General features: G+C 71.2%; 13 protein-coding genes. 7 read left to right on the top strand and 6 right to left on the bottom strand.

What is annotated here, in order from left to right; all coding sequences use genetic code 11:
- Positions 1-215 precede the first annotated feature (215 nt).
- Complete coding sequence (locus tag AQJ11_RS40700; protein ID WP_059266776.1) at positions 216-1,559, top strand: helix-turn-helix domain-containing protein; 1,344 nt, start codon at positions 216-218, stop codon at positions 1,557-1,559.
- 146 nt (positions 1,560-1,705) lie between these two features.
- On the opposite strand, the gene AQJ11_RS40695 is transcribed toward AQJ11_RS40700, so the two are convergent.
- Entirely contained in the window at positions 1,706-2,746 is a 1,041-nt protein-coding gene (locus tag AQJ11_RS40695) for a helix-turn-helix transcriptional regulator (protein ID WP_014669196.1), read from the bottom strand.
- A 537-nt stretch (positions 2,747-3,283) separates the two neighbouring features.
- On the opposite strand from AQJ11_RS40695, the gene AQJ11_RS40690 reads away from it, so the two are divergent.
- Both AQJ11_RS40690 and AQJ11_RS40685 read left to right on the top strand, forming a co-directional pair.
- Positions 3,284-3,820, top strand: a complete 537-nt coding sequence (locus AQJ11_RS40690) for a hypothetical protein (RefSeq protein WP_059266775.1) — start codon at positions 3,284-3,286, stop codon at positions 3,818-3,820.
- Between the two features lie 219 nt (positions 3,821-4,039).
- Entirely contained in the window at positions 4,040-5,383 is a 1,344-nt protein-coding gene (locus AQJ11_RS40685) for a helix-turn-helix domain-containing protein (protein WP_059266774.1), read from the top strand.
- A gap of 102 nt (positions 5,384-5,485) precedes the next feature.
- Here AQJ11_RS40685 and AQJ11_RS40680 read toward each other — a convergent pair whose 3' ends face one another.
- From AQJ11_RS40680 to AQJ11_RS40670, 3 genes are read right to left on the bottom strand one after another with little or no spacing between them, the layout of a single operon-like run.
- Positions 5,486-5,761: a phosphopantetheine-binding protein gene (locus AQJ11_RS40680; RefSeq protein WP_041664787.1), complete on the bottom strand. Its 276-nt coding sequence runs from the start codon at positions 5,759-5,761 to the stop codon at positions 5,486-5,488.
- A gap of 42 nt (positions 5,762-5,803) precedes the next feature.
- Positions 5,804-6,235 carry a cupin domain-containing protein gene (locus AQJ11_RS40675; protein WP_014669200.1) on the bottom strand — a complete coding sequence of 144 codons (432 nt, stop codon included), beginning with the start codon at positions 6,233-6,235 and terminating at the stop codon, positions 5,804-5,806.
- A 43-nt stretch (positions 6,236-6,278) separates the two neighbouring features.
- Positions 6,279-7,139 carry a ParB/RepB/Spo0J family partition protein gene (locus AQJ11_RS40670; RefSeq protein WP_279616980.1) on the bottom strand — a complete coding sequence of 287 codons (861 nt, stop codon included), beginning with the start codon at positions 7,137-7,139 and terminating at the stop codon, positions 6,279-6,281.
- 373 nt (positions 7,140-7,512) lie between these two features.
- Between AQJ11_RS40670 and AQJ11_RS40665 the strand changes: the two genes are divergently transcribed.
- Together AQJ11_RS40665 and AQJ11_RS40660 are read left to right on the top strand one after the other, a co-directional pair.
- On the top strand, positions 7,513-8,175 hold the full coding sequence (locus AQJ11_RS40665) for an HAD family hydrolase (protein ID WP_059266773.1): 663 nt from the start codon (positions 7,513-7,515) through the stop codon (positions 8,173-8,175).
- 42 nt (positions 8,176-8,217) lie between these two features.
- On the top strand, positions 8,218-9,180 hold the full coding sequence (locus AQJ11_RS40660; RefSeq protein ID WP_059266772.1) for an LLM class flavin-dependent oxidoreductase: 963 nt from the start codon (positions 8,218-8,220) through the stop codon (positions 9,178-9,180).
- Here AQJ11_RS40660 and AQJ11_RS40655 read toward each other — a convergent pair.
- Complete coding sequence (locus AQJ11_RS40655) at positions 9,167-10,168, bottom strand: aldose epimerase family protein (RefSeq protein WP_058084793.1); 1,002 nt, start codon at positions 10,166-10,168, stop codon at positions 9,167-9,169. The genes AQJ11_RS40660 and AQJ11_RS40655 overlap by 14 nt on opposite strands.
- A gap of 770 nt (positions 10,169-10,938) precedes the next feature.
- Between AQJ11_RS40655 and AQJ11_RS40650 the strand changes: the two genes are divergently transcribed.
- Together AQJ11_RS40650 and AQJ11_RS40645 are read left to right on the top strand one after the other, a co-directional pair.
- A complete protein-coding gene (locus tag AQJ11_RS40650) occupies positions 10,939-12,288 on the top strand; it encodes an aldehyde dehydrogenase family protein (protein WP_059266771.1) in 1,350 nt (449 codons plus the stop codon).
- A gap of 114 nt (positions 12,289-12,402) precedes the next feature.
- Complete coding sequence (locus AQJ11_RS40645; RefSeq protein WP_244218614.1) at positions 12,403-12,912, top strand: N-acetyltransferase; 510 nt, start codon at positions 12,403-12,405, stop codon at positions 12,910-12,912.
- Positions 12,913-12,942: 30 nt separating this feature from the next.
- Here AQJ11_RS40645 and AQJ11_RS40640 read toward each other — a convergent pair whose 3' ends face one another.
- Positions 12,943-13,215, bottom strand: a complete 273-nt coding sequence (locus AQJ11_RS40640; RefSeq protein ID WP_059266770.1) for a phosphopantetheine-binding protein — start codon at positions 13,213-13,215, stop codon at positions 12,943-12,945.
- Positions 13,216-13,319: the final 104 nt, after the last annotated feature.

Below are 13,319 nucleotides of genomic sequence, written 5' to 3'. Positions count from 1 at the left end.
TTACTGACCCGGTCAGTATAGTTGACTAAGTGAGCGTCGAAATCCCGTGGACGGTTTGTGCAGACGTCCGGGATGATCGTAGGAGCACGGGACGGTGGCCGCACAGTCGGCTACAAGTGAAAAAATAGTGACGGTACGATTGCTGCGTCTGTCGGTCCGAGAAGAGCTCGCTTCGTGCATGACTCCTTCAAGACCTGACAAGTGAGGGGTCACAGGTGACGGCGAACGAGAGTTTGGGTTCACGTATTCGGCGACTGCGCAGAGCCGCCGGGCTCTCTCAGGAGGCGCTGGCGAAACCTACTCTCTCTCCCAGTTACGTCTCACTCCTGGAAGCGGGCAAGCGTTTTCCCTCCGAGGAGGTGCTCGCGCAGCTCGCCGAGCGGCTCGGCTGCGACCCCGGATACCTCACCGGCCTGATCACCGCGCCGGGCACCGACGACGTCGAGATCCAGCTGCACAGCGCGCAGCTCACCCTGCGCAACGGCGACGCGCGGGCGGCGCTGGACGGGTTCACCGCGCTGCGGTCCCAGGTCGCGGACAGCGACCGGGCCGATCTGCGCTTCGCGGTCGAACTGGGCATCGCCCAGTGCCTGGAGGAACAGGGCGATCTGGAGGAGGCCGCCCGCGCGTTCGAGTCGCTGCTGCACCGGTCGGCGGCGGAGGGCCGCGGCGTCCTGAGCCGGCTCAGTGCGGCCACGCCGCTGTGCCGGTGCTACCGCGAACTCGGCGACCTCTCGCGCGCCGTCGACGTGGCCGAGGAGATCCTCGCGGAGGCGGACACGCTCGACCTTCCGCCCACGGTGGGCCAACTGGAGCTGCTGTCCACGCTGATCGGCGTGTACAGCGAGCGCGGCGACCTGCACCGGGCGAACTTCCTCGCGGACGAGGCGATGAGCCGCGCCCAGCTCATGGCGGACCGCAAGGCCCTCGGCAGCGCCTACTGGAAGGCCAGTGTCGACCTCAACCGGCGCGGCCGGTCCGGTGACGCGCTGGTCCTGGTGAAGAAGGCCGTCGCCCTCTACACCGAGGGCGACGACGAGCGTGCCCTGGCACGGCTGCGCAACGCTCAGGCCACGGTGCTGCTCCAGTCCGAGGAGTGCGACCCCGAGGTCGCCAAGGGACTGCTCCAGCAGAGCGCCGCCGCGCTGCGGGCGCTGGGCAGCAAGCTCGACCTGGCGGACGTCGAAACCGCGCTCGCCCGTGCCGAGGTGCTGCTCGGCCGGCCCGAGAAGGCCATGGAACACGCGGAGACCGCCCTCGGCCTGCTGGGACCCGAACACCGGCTGGAGAACGCCCGCGTCCATCTCGTGGTCGCCGCGGTCTGCCTGGTCCAGGGCGATCAAGAGGGCGTCCGGGCCGCGTACGAGCGCACCGCCGCGCTGCTCGAAGGGGTCGAAGCCGGGCGGCAGGCCGCCTTCGCGTGGTCGGAGCTGGGGGAGATCCTGGAGAAGAGCGGGGAGAACGAGCGCGCCGCGTGGGCCTTCCGCCAGGGCATGCGGCTGATGGGGCACCGTGGGTCCCTCGTCGCCGATGTGCCCCGCCGGGTCCGGGCCGACTGACGCCGTCGGGGCCACCGGCTGCGCCGGGTGGTCCGCGCGGGCGTGCGCCAGGCCGCTGACGGGCGCCCGGGGGCGTGCCCGCGGACGCCTGGTGACGTCCAGGCCGGCGTGCCGCGCGGCGATCGGCCGGGCGCGTGTCCCGTGCCTCAGTCGACGGAGGCGCTGTGCTGCGGTTCCTCGTCGAGCAGTCCCTGGCGAGCGGCCAGCACCCCGGCCTGGAACCGGCTCTCGGCACCCAGCGTTTCCATGATGTCGGCGATGTGTCTCCGCGCCGTGCGCAGTGACATGCCGATGCGGCGAGCGATCGTGGCGTCCTTCATGCCCGCCGCCAGCAGCCGCAGGATCGTGCGGTCGATGTCCTTGGCGACGAGGTCCAGACCGTCGGCGGCGGCGTTGGAGAAGGGGGTGGCCTGCGACCACTCCTGTTCGAACATGTCGCACAGGTAGCTGACGGTGGAGGGCTCCCTTATGACCACGGCGCCCCAGGTGTCTCCGGCCTGGGGGATGAAGGCCAGTGCGCGGTCGAAGACGATGAGCCGGCCGAACAGCTGGTGCCTGGTGCGGTACTCGGCACCGCGGGCGGACAGCGTGGCCACGTATTCCTGGCTGGGGCCGTTGAAGCGAGCCGTGTGGTGGTAGAGGGTCCGGATGCGTACGCCGCGGGCGAGCATGGCGGTGTCGCGGGGCAGGGCCTCCTGGAGGACTTCGGGGGACCGGCTGCCCCCCGGCTGGCAGGCGAGCACCTCGTGCGCGCATTGCTGGGAAGCCATGGTCAAGGCCGCGCGCACCTCCTGGGGGCCGGGGAGGATCTCGATCCCGAGGACGGGAAGCCGGCTCACGCTCTTGCGGTAGTGGTCGCGCAGGTTCGCGAAGTGCTCCCGGATGGTGTGCAGTTCCGCCTGCTGGGTGCGGATCGCGGACTCGATGGACGTCGTGACGACGGCTGCCACCAGGTCCGGGTTGACCGGGCGGAGCATGGCGGGGTCGTCGGATTCCGGCCGCAGGAGCCCGAGGTCCGTCAGCGAGGTCACGGCCGACTCCAGCTCGGCCATGGTCAAGCCCAGTTCCCGGGCGGCCAGGGCGGCGTCCATCCTGCCGTTCTCCGCCACCCAGCGGTACAGGGCGACCTCCGTCTCGCAGGGCCGCCCGGGCGTCTCGGGCGACCGGCTCTTGTTCACTGTGAACACTACGTCCCCTGTTCCTCTGACCCGCGGGACACCTCGCTGGATACCCCGGCCCGGCCTGGTCGTCGGTGTGCGCGACGGGGGTGCGGCGCGGTGATCCGCGTACCGCTCCCACGGCCGGGCGGAGTGAACGCGCGGTGCCGGCATCGGCGTCGAAATCCGTGGAATACGGTTCGGAGACCATTTCCTGGACCACCGACCCGATTCCCTTCCGTCCGCGTTCGATTCTCGGCGCCACCTTACTCGGGCAGAGCCTATGCAGGCTGTCAAAGTCTGTCAATATCGAGTCAATAAAGTTGGCGGGTGGTCACCGTGCCCGCTTCGTCCCCCAGGCATGTTGGTGCCGTGCAGCTAGATGAGCGGGCCGGCAGCGGGCCGCCGGCCGTGCGCCGCACCAGAATCGATGGCACCGCCACCGCGCGGGCGGCCGTACTCGCGGCCCGTCCGGGATGACGGCCACGGACGTGGAGGCGGCCGGGACGCCCGCACCGGGATGCCCGGCCGGACGCTGTACGGCTGAACGGGAGGAGAACGGACGGAATGGCACTGCCCGACGGTCAGCTCGATCTGTTCCTGTCGGACGTGGAGCTGTCCCTGTCGGCGTACGGCCGCGACCAGGTGGTCGTGGTGTGGCCGCGTGGCGCGGACCTGCTCGTCTCAAGTCTGGCGCACGCCGCCGCCGGAACCCCGGTCGCCGGCAGCGGTCGCAGGCCCCCCGAACCGGCCCTGGCCACCCGGCTGGCGGAGCGGTTCGCCGTGCGGCTCGGCGCACCGGTCACGGCAGCGTGGCGCGCGCTCGCCGGGCAGCCCGGCGGCGGCCGGACTCCGGAGGTCGTGTACCGCACGGAGTGGGACACCCTGCTGCTGACCGTGCGGGGCGCCCTGCAACTGGGGGTCGGCCCGTTCGACGTCGACGTGCACATCCGCCTGCCCGCGGGCCGTGAGCGCACGGGACCGCTGAGCCTGCGTCTCCGTACCGGCGAGGCCGTCTACGCGCCCCGCGGTTTCATGTGCGAGATGTCGGCCGCCGCGGCGCCGACACTGCTCCTCGAACTGACGTTGACCGGCACGGGCTGAACCGTGGGCGACCGGTCGGTGCGCGGCCCCCACGGCGGCACATCGTGAACGGCAGTTCGTTCTCCCCTGGTCTCCGGGACGCCTGCTCGACCCGCCCGGCGGTTTGACTGCGATAATGAGTGATGTGCTGCACGGCCGGTCAGTAGCTCCAGTGCCGAGGGCGGCCCGTCCGTCATCACCGGTTCAACTGCCTTCGGGCTTGGCGAGTGAGGAGTCACAGTGACGGAGAACGAGTCCTTGGGCTCGCGGATCAGGCGTCTCCGTCGAGCAGCGGGACTCTCACAGGAGGCCCTGGCCCGCCCCGACTTGTCCCCCAGCTACATCTCACTCGTCGAGGCGGGCAAGCGCATCCCCTCGCAGGAGGTCATCGCGCAACTCGCCGAGCGGCTGGGCTGCGACGCCTCCTATCTCTTCGAACCGCTCGCCGAGCCCGACATCGCCGACCTCGGCGTGGAGGTGCGGTACGCGCAGCTGGCCCTGCGCAACGGCGACGCCGAGGCCGCCTTCACCACCCTGACGAACCTGCGCCTCAAGGTGCCGGCCACGGCCACCGATCACCGGGACGTCCTCTTCTCCATCGACCTCGGCATAGCCCAGTGCCTGGAGCACAAGGGGAATCTGGAGGAGGCCGCGGTGCGTTTCGAGGCACTGCGCCAGCGCTGTGCCGAACACGAGCGCGGGCGGGTGGAGGAGCTCAGCGTGGTCATGTCCCTGTGCCGCTGCTACCGCGAGCTGGGGAACCTGTCCCACGCGATCCAGGTGGCCGAGGAGACCCTGGCCGGTGTCGCCGAGCTGCCGCCCACCATCGAGTACCTGGAACTGTTCTCCACGTTAATCGGCATCTACTGCGAACGCGGTGACCTGCACCGTGCGGGCTTCCTCGCGTCCCAGGCGATCAGCCACGCCGAGATCATCACCGACCGCAGGGCGCTGGGCGGTGCGTACTGGAACGCCAGCGCGGTCCTGCACCGCCAGGGGCGGTCGCACGAGGCACTGGCACTCATCAAGAAGGCCGTCGCCATCTACGCCGAGGGGGATGACGAGCGAGCCCTCGCCCGGGTGCGCAACGCGCACGCCACCCTGCTGCTGCAATCGGAGGAGGCCAACCCGGAAGCGGCCAAGACGCTGCTCGAACAGAGCGCCGCCACCCTGCGGGCCCTGGGCAGCAGCATCGACGTCGCGTACGTCGAGACCGCCATGGCGCGGGCCGATGTGATGCTCGGCCGGCCGGACAGCGCGATCGAGCACGCCGAGCGGGCCCTGGACCTGCTGGGCTCGGAGCACAGGCTCGAAAGCGCGCGCGTCCACCTCGTCATCGCGACCGCGCACCTGTTGCGAGACGACCACGAGGCGGTGCAGGCCGCCTACGAGCGCGGCGCCCTGCTGCTCGAAGCCTCGGAGGCCGGGCGCCAGGCTGCCTTCGCCTGGTCCGAGTTGGCCGAGATCCTGGAGAGGAGCGGGGAGAACGAGCGCGCGGTGTGGGCGTACCGGCAGGGGATGCAGCTCCTGGGCCACCGCAGCACTCTCCTGTCCACCAGGCACCGGGACGTCAAGGGGACATGAGACGTGTCCCCGCGATGAGACGGACGGCCGGGGAACGAGAAGGCGCAGCGTCCCGGTGCACTCCGTGGGGCGCTGCGCCCGGTCTCGACGACGCCGGTGCCGTCAGGCCGACTCCCGTGACTCCGCGAGAGCGTGGATCTTGGCCTCGGTGAACTCCGTGATCAGCTCGATCGTGCCGAAGTTGCCCGGGTGCAGTTCCTGGTCCCGTACCGTGATGCCGAACGCCTTCTCCAGGTGCACCACCAAGGTGTAAACAGCGAGCGAATCGAGGAGTCCCGAACTCAGCAGCGGGTAATCGTCGGTGATTTCCTCCGCCGGTACGGTACTTGCGGCGGACGTGCTGAGCAGGAATTCGCGCACGCTTGTCTTGACGTCCATGAGCCCTTCTCGGTCGTGTGGTCGTGTGCTGTGAGCGGTGGCTCAGGAGTGGGTGACGACCGACATCCGCTCGCTGGAGTCGATGGGCAGGTGCGGTACGCCGAACGACAGGATCTCGAAGGCCTCGTCGACCTCCGGGTTCGTCTTGACGCCGTGCGCGAACTGCGCGGGGACGTAGACGGTGTCGCCCTCGGTCATCTCGTAGTCGACGCCGTCGACATGGATGAAGCCGGCGGCCCGCATGACGTAGAGGATGTGCGCGCCGGGATGGGTGTGCAGCTCGAACGCGGATCCGGGCTGCATGATGATCCGGTCGGCTCCGATCTCGATGCCGGAGTCGATTATCTCGCTGACGCCGGGCACTCCCTCGATGCCGTTCAGGGGCGTGCCGTCCGGCTCCAGCATCTTCAGCGTCGAGTTCGTGAGGATGTTCTGGATGTGACGGGTCGCGTCGAACTCGTGGTGGTGGCTCACTTGTTCTCCAGGAGAGACGGTAGGGGGGTGAGGTGAGACGCGCTCAGCTCACCTTGCGGTCGGAACACTGCATGAGCTGCTCGGCGAGTTCGCCGAGCTGCTTCCAGCTCTCGGCGTAGCTGTTCGCGAGCGTGATCACCGCGGGCAGGCAATGCGGGAGGACCGCGGAGATCAGGCTGGCCCAGGGCTGGTCGGTCACCATGGACTGCTGGTGCAGACCACGAAGGAGGGTGCGTCCGGCCTCGGTGTAACGCAAAGAGGGGTCACGCATCAGCCCGGCCAGGATCTGCTGCGGCTGCTGGTGCGCCGGAAACGCGAGCAACGTCGACGATCCCGTGGACTCGCCGGTCCGGGACGGTGCTCGACGCGGTTCGGCCGGTGCGGCCGGCCCGGCGCCGGCGTCCGGCGGGTCCGTCGCCGGCCGGGAGTCCGGTACGGCGTCGCGCGGGGCGCTGATGGCCCGCACCCTGCCGTCACGTCCCACCCGGGCGCCGAGCTGGGGCAGATCGTCGATGGACCGGCGCAGCGCGCCGACCGTCTTCCCGGACAGACCGGCCAACTCGGCGATCGCGCGGTCGGACTTGTCCGGGCACATCCGCAGCAGTCGGGCCGCCGCCTGCTTCCGGTCCCGCAGGGTCAGTGGCAGACCGTGCCGGCTGTTGGCGGTCACCGAGCGGATGAACGCCTCGTCCTCGCTGTCGTCCACCACGATGGCGTCGATGTCGTTCCGGCCCCGCAACTGCGCCGCGCGGACCCGGTGCGCCCCGTCGATGACGTGCATCGACCGTCGCACCAGTATCGGCGGCAGTTCGCCGTCGCATTCCGCCAGCAACCGGGCGTGTTCCTCGTTCAGGCCGGCCACACGGGGATACCAGGGAGCGGTCCGGAGCGCCGCGATCGGCACACGTGTCACGCGTGGGGACGGCGGGTCCGGCTGCGGGACCGAGCCCCCCGCCGGCCGGGTCGAAGACGCGCCGGACACGTCAATTCCTCGGAGAGGTGTCCGCAGCCAGGGAGGTCAGCCGGCGAGGGCGAACCGACGACCGACGCTCCGTGCGGACGCCGGAGTCGGCGGCAGGCAGGGGGAAACCTCGTTCGCGCATCACAAATCCATTTCTCCGTGCAAGGGATCGCGGATGTCGCAAGAACTAAATCAGCGGCCGGGGCGCCGGTCACCACCGGCGAGGGGCGGAAAAGCTGCCATGGCAGGTCGTTACCCCGGCGCCCTTCCGCCACGGACGCTGGTGTGAGCCCGCCGCCACGGCGAGACTTCACATGTGTCTCACACCCATGGAAGGTCCCGCGTCCCCTTCTCGGCCGGTCCGTTCGTCGTCGGGTTCGACCTCGACCAGACGCTGCTCGACACCCGACCGGCGGTGGCCGCGGCACTGGGCCGGGCCGCCGCGGAACTACGTGTGCGGGTCGACGTCGATGCCGCGGTCGCCCGTCTCGGGCCTCCTCTGCACGAGCTGCTCGCCGAGCAGTTGCCGGCGGACGAGGCGCGACGCTGTGCCGAGCGGTACCGGCGTGTCTATCCGGCGTACGGGCTCCCGCACGCCCGCTTGCTCCCCGGCGCACGGCAGGCCGTGCGGGCGGTGCACGACAGCGGCGGCCAGGCCGTCGTCATCACCGGGCAGAGCGAATCGACGGCACGGCACCACCTCCGGCACGAGGGCCTCGGCATCGGCGTCGTGGCGGGCGGGGTGTGGGGGGTGAGCAAGGCCGAGGTGCTCCGGGCCCGTTCGGCGGACGCCTACGTCGGCGACCATCCCGCAGACATCCAGGCCGCCCACAGCGCCGGCGCGCTCGGCGTCGCCGTCACCACCGGCGGGCACCGGGCCGGCGACCTCGCCGAGGCGGACGTGGTGCTGTCCACGCTGGAGATGTTCCCCGCCTGGCTGACGGACGCGATCGAGACCGCACGACGCGTCGGACGCTGAGGCCGATGGACAGCGGAACAAGCATTTGCTCTGCTGACGCCCATGCAGATCTACGGCGACAACGTGCGATTCGGTATCCACTCTGGGCAGCTGCACGGCAGTTACGACGTCTGCGTACGCCTGTGGCGGACGGCGGAACGGCTCGGCTACGACTGGGTCTCGCTCATCGACCACCTGCGACCCCACCTCTACGCACCCGACCAGCCCTGTTTCGAGGGGACGACACTGCTCGCCGCGCTGGCGGGGGTCACCAGCCGGATCCGGTGCGCCATCCTCGTCACCAGCGCCACCTGGCGTCACCCGGCCGTCACGGCCTCCATCGCCGCCACCATCGACCACATCTCGGGAGGCCGTCTCGAACTGGGAATGGGCGCCGGCGGACCCGACCGCGCCCACGCCCAGTACGGCCTTCCCTTTCCGGCGCCCCGGGAGCGGCTCGAACGGCTCGACGAGGCGTGCCGGATCCTGCGGATGCTGTGGACACAGGACACCAGCACCTTCGACGGACGGCACTTCCGGCTTTCGGACGCCTGCCTGGCCCCCAAACCGCTCCAGGCACACCTGCCCCTCGTCATCGGCGGGGACGGGCTGAAGACCCGCCGGATCGCGGCGGAACACGGCGACATCTGGAACGCGCTCGCGGACACACCGGAGGGCTACCGGGCCAAGGCCGAAGCCTTCGACGAGCAGTGCGCCGCGGTGGGCCGGGACCCCGCGGACGTGCGCCGGTCGGTCACCTTCCGTGCCGTGCTGGTGGAGCGCGAGGAGCAGTTGCCCGGCCGTGCGGCCGAGCTGCTCGACGGGGTCCACGACGAGGTCCGGGCCGAATACCTGAGCTTCGGCACCGCCGAGCAGTGCGTCGAGGACCTCAAGCCCTATGTCGACCTCGGTGTGCGCGACTTCCTGCTCGCGGTGAAGTCACCGATCGACTGGCTCACCGTCGAACTCGTGGCCACGCGCGTCGCCCCGGCCCTGAAGGAGTACGCGGCGCTCAGTCGACGGTGAAGTGGTGTGTGGTCCGACTCGTGTAGACGCCGTCCGGGTCCAGCCGGGCGGAGGGGAACTCCGGCCGGTTCGCCGCGTCCGGCCAGGCCCCGGTCTCCAGACACAGGCCGGCCCGGCTCCGCGCGTACCGGTCCGCCGAGTACAACCCGATGCCGGGCTGGTCGGTCACCACACGCATGCGGCGCCCGCTCGCCGGATCGCTCATCTCGGCCGCCCAGGCCGGATCGGAGAGGGTGAAGAAGTTGTCGATCCGCGTCCGGCCGAGCCTGCGGGCGGTGGTGAAGTCGTACGCGGTGCCGTGGACGGGGACGGGCCCCGCGACCGGCAGGAACTCGTCGTCGAACGGCAGCATGTGCGTGGCGTTCAGCCGCAGTCGGTGGTCGTCGATGACACCGCCGTCCCCGGATCCCGCGAGGTTCCAGTACGCGTGGTTGGTGAACCCGACGATCGTGCTGGCGCTCGTCGTCGCCCGGTGCTCGAAGGTCAGTCGTCCGCCGGCTTCGACGCGGTAGCTCGTCTCCGCCGCCAGGGCGCCGGGATAACCCTGGTCCCCGTCCGGGCTCAGGTAGCGCAGCCGCAGGGTGAGCGCGTCCGCGGACCGCGTCAGTTCGGCGTCCCAGACGACACGGTCGAAGCCGTACGAGCCACCGTGGATGTGGTGGCGGCGGTCGTTGAGGTCCAACTGGTAGGACCGGCCGTCCAGGGTGAACTTCCCGTAGGCGATGTTCCGGCAGAACCGGCCCACGGTCGCGCCCAGGTACGGGTTGCCGCGGCGGTTCTCGTAGTCCCGCAGACGGGCGTGGCGCAGGACGACGTTCTCCTGCCGGCCGTGGCGGTCGGGCACGCGCACCTCGACCAGCGTCGCCCCGTACGTCCAGACCACGATCGCCAGACCGTCCCCGGTGTCCAGCTCGTAGGCGTCCACCGGCCGCGGCCCCTGACCGGGGTGGCCGGCCGTGACACCGACCGATTCCTTGCGTGCGTGCACCCGATCCTCCGAGTCTCGGCTGTTCGTTCCGCCGAGCCATGCTGGTCCAGGCGCCACGGCCCGGCAAATGCGCCGGCGCGGACGTGGGAACCGCGGAATTTCCGCAGTTGCGCGCGGAGTCGACCGCGCACGCGACGGGTGGCCGGCCGTGCTGCTCGCGTCACCGGACGCCAGGTCGGCGCGTGTTCCGTGGGCCGCCGATACGGGTGGACCCGGCGGCGCGGCCGTGGCCCCGGGGCGGGGCAGCCCCGCACACGCGGCTGGACGTCATGTCACACCTCGCTCGGCTCGGCCCGGCGTCACCGGGCGCTGCCGAGGGGCGGGTAGGGCCGCGAACTGCGCGCCAGGCCCCGCACGTCACCGTGTCACGAACCCGGTCCCGCGGCCGGATCGCGGTGCGCCTGGCCTCCCGGCCAGCGACAACACGCCCGCGACGCTCCACGCGGTGGTCGGCCAGCGCGGCCGTGGCCCCGGGCTCGCCGGCATGGACCCGGGGCGGGGCAGCCGCGCACACGCGGCTGGACGTCATGTCACACCTCGCTCGGCTCGGTCCGGCGTGGCCGGGCGCTGCCGGGGGGAGCCGCGAACTGCGCGGCAGGTCCCGCACGTCACCGTGTCACGAACCAGGTCCCGCGGCCGGATCGCGGTACGCCTGACCTCCTGACCAGCGACAATGCGCCCGTGACGCGACGACCGTGACGTTCCACGCGGTGGTCGGCCCGCTCGGTCGTCTCTCGATCGCAGCGGGGGTGATGGCTACTGTTCCGGCCATGCCTCCCCACACTGAACTGACCGACCCGCGCACCGGACTGGTCCGGTCCGTCCAGCCGGTCTCCGAAGAGAACGACGTGCTCCACGCCGTGCGACGCGCCCGCGAGGCCGCCCCCCGGTGGGCGGCACTTCCGGTGTCACAGCGCAGCCGGCGTCTGTTCGCCCTGGCCCAGCTCGTCGAGGATTCCCTCGACGCGTACGCGCTGGCCGAGCAGGCGGGCACCGGCAAACCGCTGGAGCAGGCCCACGGCGAGATCGCCGCCGCCGTCGACGTCCTGCGGTTCTACGCCGGTGCCGTCCGCGCGGACACCGGGCCGTCCGCGGGCCAGTACCTGCCGGGCCGGGAGAGCTGGGTGCGCTGGGAGCCGTTGGGCGTGCTCGCCGCGATCGTGCCGTGGAACTACCCGCTCCTGATGGCCGCGTGGCGGCTCGGTCCCGCGCTGGCGGCCGGGAACACGGTCGTGCTCAAACCGGCGGAGACGACCCCGGACACCGCGCTGCTGATCGCCTCCCACGCCGAGCAGGCCCTCGGTCCGGGTGTTCTCGTCACGCTCCCCGGCGACCGGCACACCGGGCGTCTGCTGGTGGAGAGCGCGGTCGACGCCGTGGCGTTCACCGGCAGCAACGCGGGCGGAACCGATGTCGCGCAGCGCGCCGGAATCCGACGCCTGAGCCTTGAACTGGGCGGCAACTGCCCGGTCGTCGTCCTGCCGGACGCGCCGGACTACAGCTACGACGAGATCGTGGCGGCCTGCGTCTACAACGCCGGACAGAGCTGCGCCGCCCCGGCCCGGGTCATCACCCTCCAGGAGAACCACGACGAGGTGGTCGAGCGCCTGGCCGAGGCGATGGCACGGCGGCCCGCTGGCACACACTTCGGCCCGCTCAACAATCCCGACCAGGCGGCCCGGTTCGACCGCCTCGTGGAAGCCAGCGCCGCCAAGGTCCGCCATGTGGCACCGCTGGAGGTCACCGCCGCGGAACAGGGCGGCTACTGGCGTCCGGGCCAGATCCTCGCGGGCGTGGCCGAGGACGATCCGGCCGTCGTGCAGGAGGTGTTCGGACCACTGCTCACCGTGCAGGCCGCCGTCGGCGTGGACGACGCGGTCCGGCTGGCCAACGGCGTCGACCACGCGCTGTCCGCCAGCGTCTGGAGCACCGCCGGCGGTCCCGCCCTCGCCCTCGCCCAGCGGCTGGACTGCGGTGAGGTCTGGGTCAACTGCCACCTGGAACAGACACCGGAGCTGCCGCACGGCGGCCGTGGGAGTTCGGGGCAGGGCACCGACCTGAGCGTCCTGGCGCTCGCCGAGTACCAGCGGTCGAAGACCGTCACGGTACGGCTCGACTGACCGGAACCGGCGCCGTCCCGACTGCGGAATTTCCTCAGTTGACGAAGCCGGCGGGCCGGCCCGGAGGCCGGGCCGGCCGGCTCCACCGCAGAGACCTCAGGAGGACGACAAGCTGTGACAGAAGGTCATGGTCACACCTGGCAATGGGGTGTCGCCGAACCCGGTGACGCCCCGGAGGTCCACGCGTTGCTCGGCGCGTGCGACACGTATCAGGCGGAACAGTCCGGTACGCCGGTGCCCCTGCGCCGGCCCGAGCGCACCCGGGAACTCGTCGCGTCCGCCGCCGTCCATGTGCTGCGGTCCGCCGACGGCATCGCCGCGATGTTCACACTCGCCTGGGACGACTCGACACCCGACGGATACCCGCCCGCCGCCCGGCCAGCCCGGCTGAGCCGGCTGGCGGTGCGGCCCGAACTGCTCAGCACCGGCTCCATGGCCGGTGTGCAGTGCGTCCGCAGGGCGATCGAGCTGGCCACCGCACGGGGCGCCGACGTCCTGCGTGCCGAGGCGAACCCGGATCTGGCCCAGACCCGGGCCCTCCTCGGACACCTGGGGTTCCAGCAGCACGGCCCCGTCGAGTCGGACGGTGACCGGCGCTGGGTGCGGCTGCAACGGCAGCTCTAGGTCCTGTCGTCAGACGTGTGACGACAGGGCCTAGTCCGTCGTGTCACCGGTCGCCGGCGCGGGCCGCAGGCCGGCGACCGCTCGGCTGATGCTGCGCACGCTTCGGAACGTGTCCCACTGGATGAGCTCTGCCGGGAAGGTGACCGACAGCTCTTGCTCCAGATCGACCAGGAGCGCCACCACCAGCAGGGACTCCAGTCCGGCGGCGGTCAGTTCGGCGTCCGGGTCGGACAGCGCGGTCGAGGACTCGGGGGGCAGGTGCCGCCGGGCGATGTCGGCGACGCGGGTCATCAGCTCATCCATGCGGCGGAGTGTAGGGAGGGGGCCCGGCGGCGGACAGCCGCGCCGGGACCCGGTCCGGGGACGCTGGCCCGGTCTTCCGGCCCGTGCGAGACTGCGGCCATTCC

Source organism: Streptomyces corchorusii (assembly GCF_001514055.1).
Lineage (GTDB): Bacteria > Actinomycetota > Actinomycetes > Streptomycetales > Streptomycetaceae > Streptomyces > Streptomyces olivaceoviridis.
The sequence above is the reverse complement of the archived record's forward strand: the minus strand, read 5'-3'. Positions and strand labels throughout refer to the sequence as shown.

What these genes read in the sequence shown, in the direction of transcription:
- AQJ11_RS40690 (WP_059266775.1), top strand. Translation starts at nt 3,284, where the DNA reads ATGGCACTGCCCGACGGTCAGCTCGATCTGTTCCTGTCGGACGTGGAG.
- AQJ11_RS40680 (WP_041664787.1), bottom strand. Translation starts at nt 5,761, where the DNA reads ATGGACGTCAAGACAAGCGTGCGCGAATTCCTGCTCAGCACGTCCGCC.
- AQJ11_RS40660 (WP_059266772.1), top strand. Translation starts at nt 8,218, where the DNA reads ATGCAGATCTACGGCGACAACGTGCGATTCGGTATCCACTCTGGGCAG.
- AQJ11_RS40650 (WP_059266771.1), top strand. Translation starts at nt 10,939, where the DNA reads ATGCCTCCCCACACTGAACTGACCGACCCGCGCACCGGACTGGTCCGG.
- AQJ11_RS40640 (WP_059266770.1), bottom strand. Translation starts at nt 13,215, where the DNA reads ATGGATGAGCTGATGACCCGCGTCGCCGACATCGCCCGGCGGCACCTG.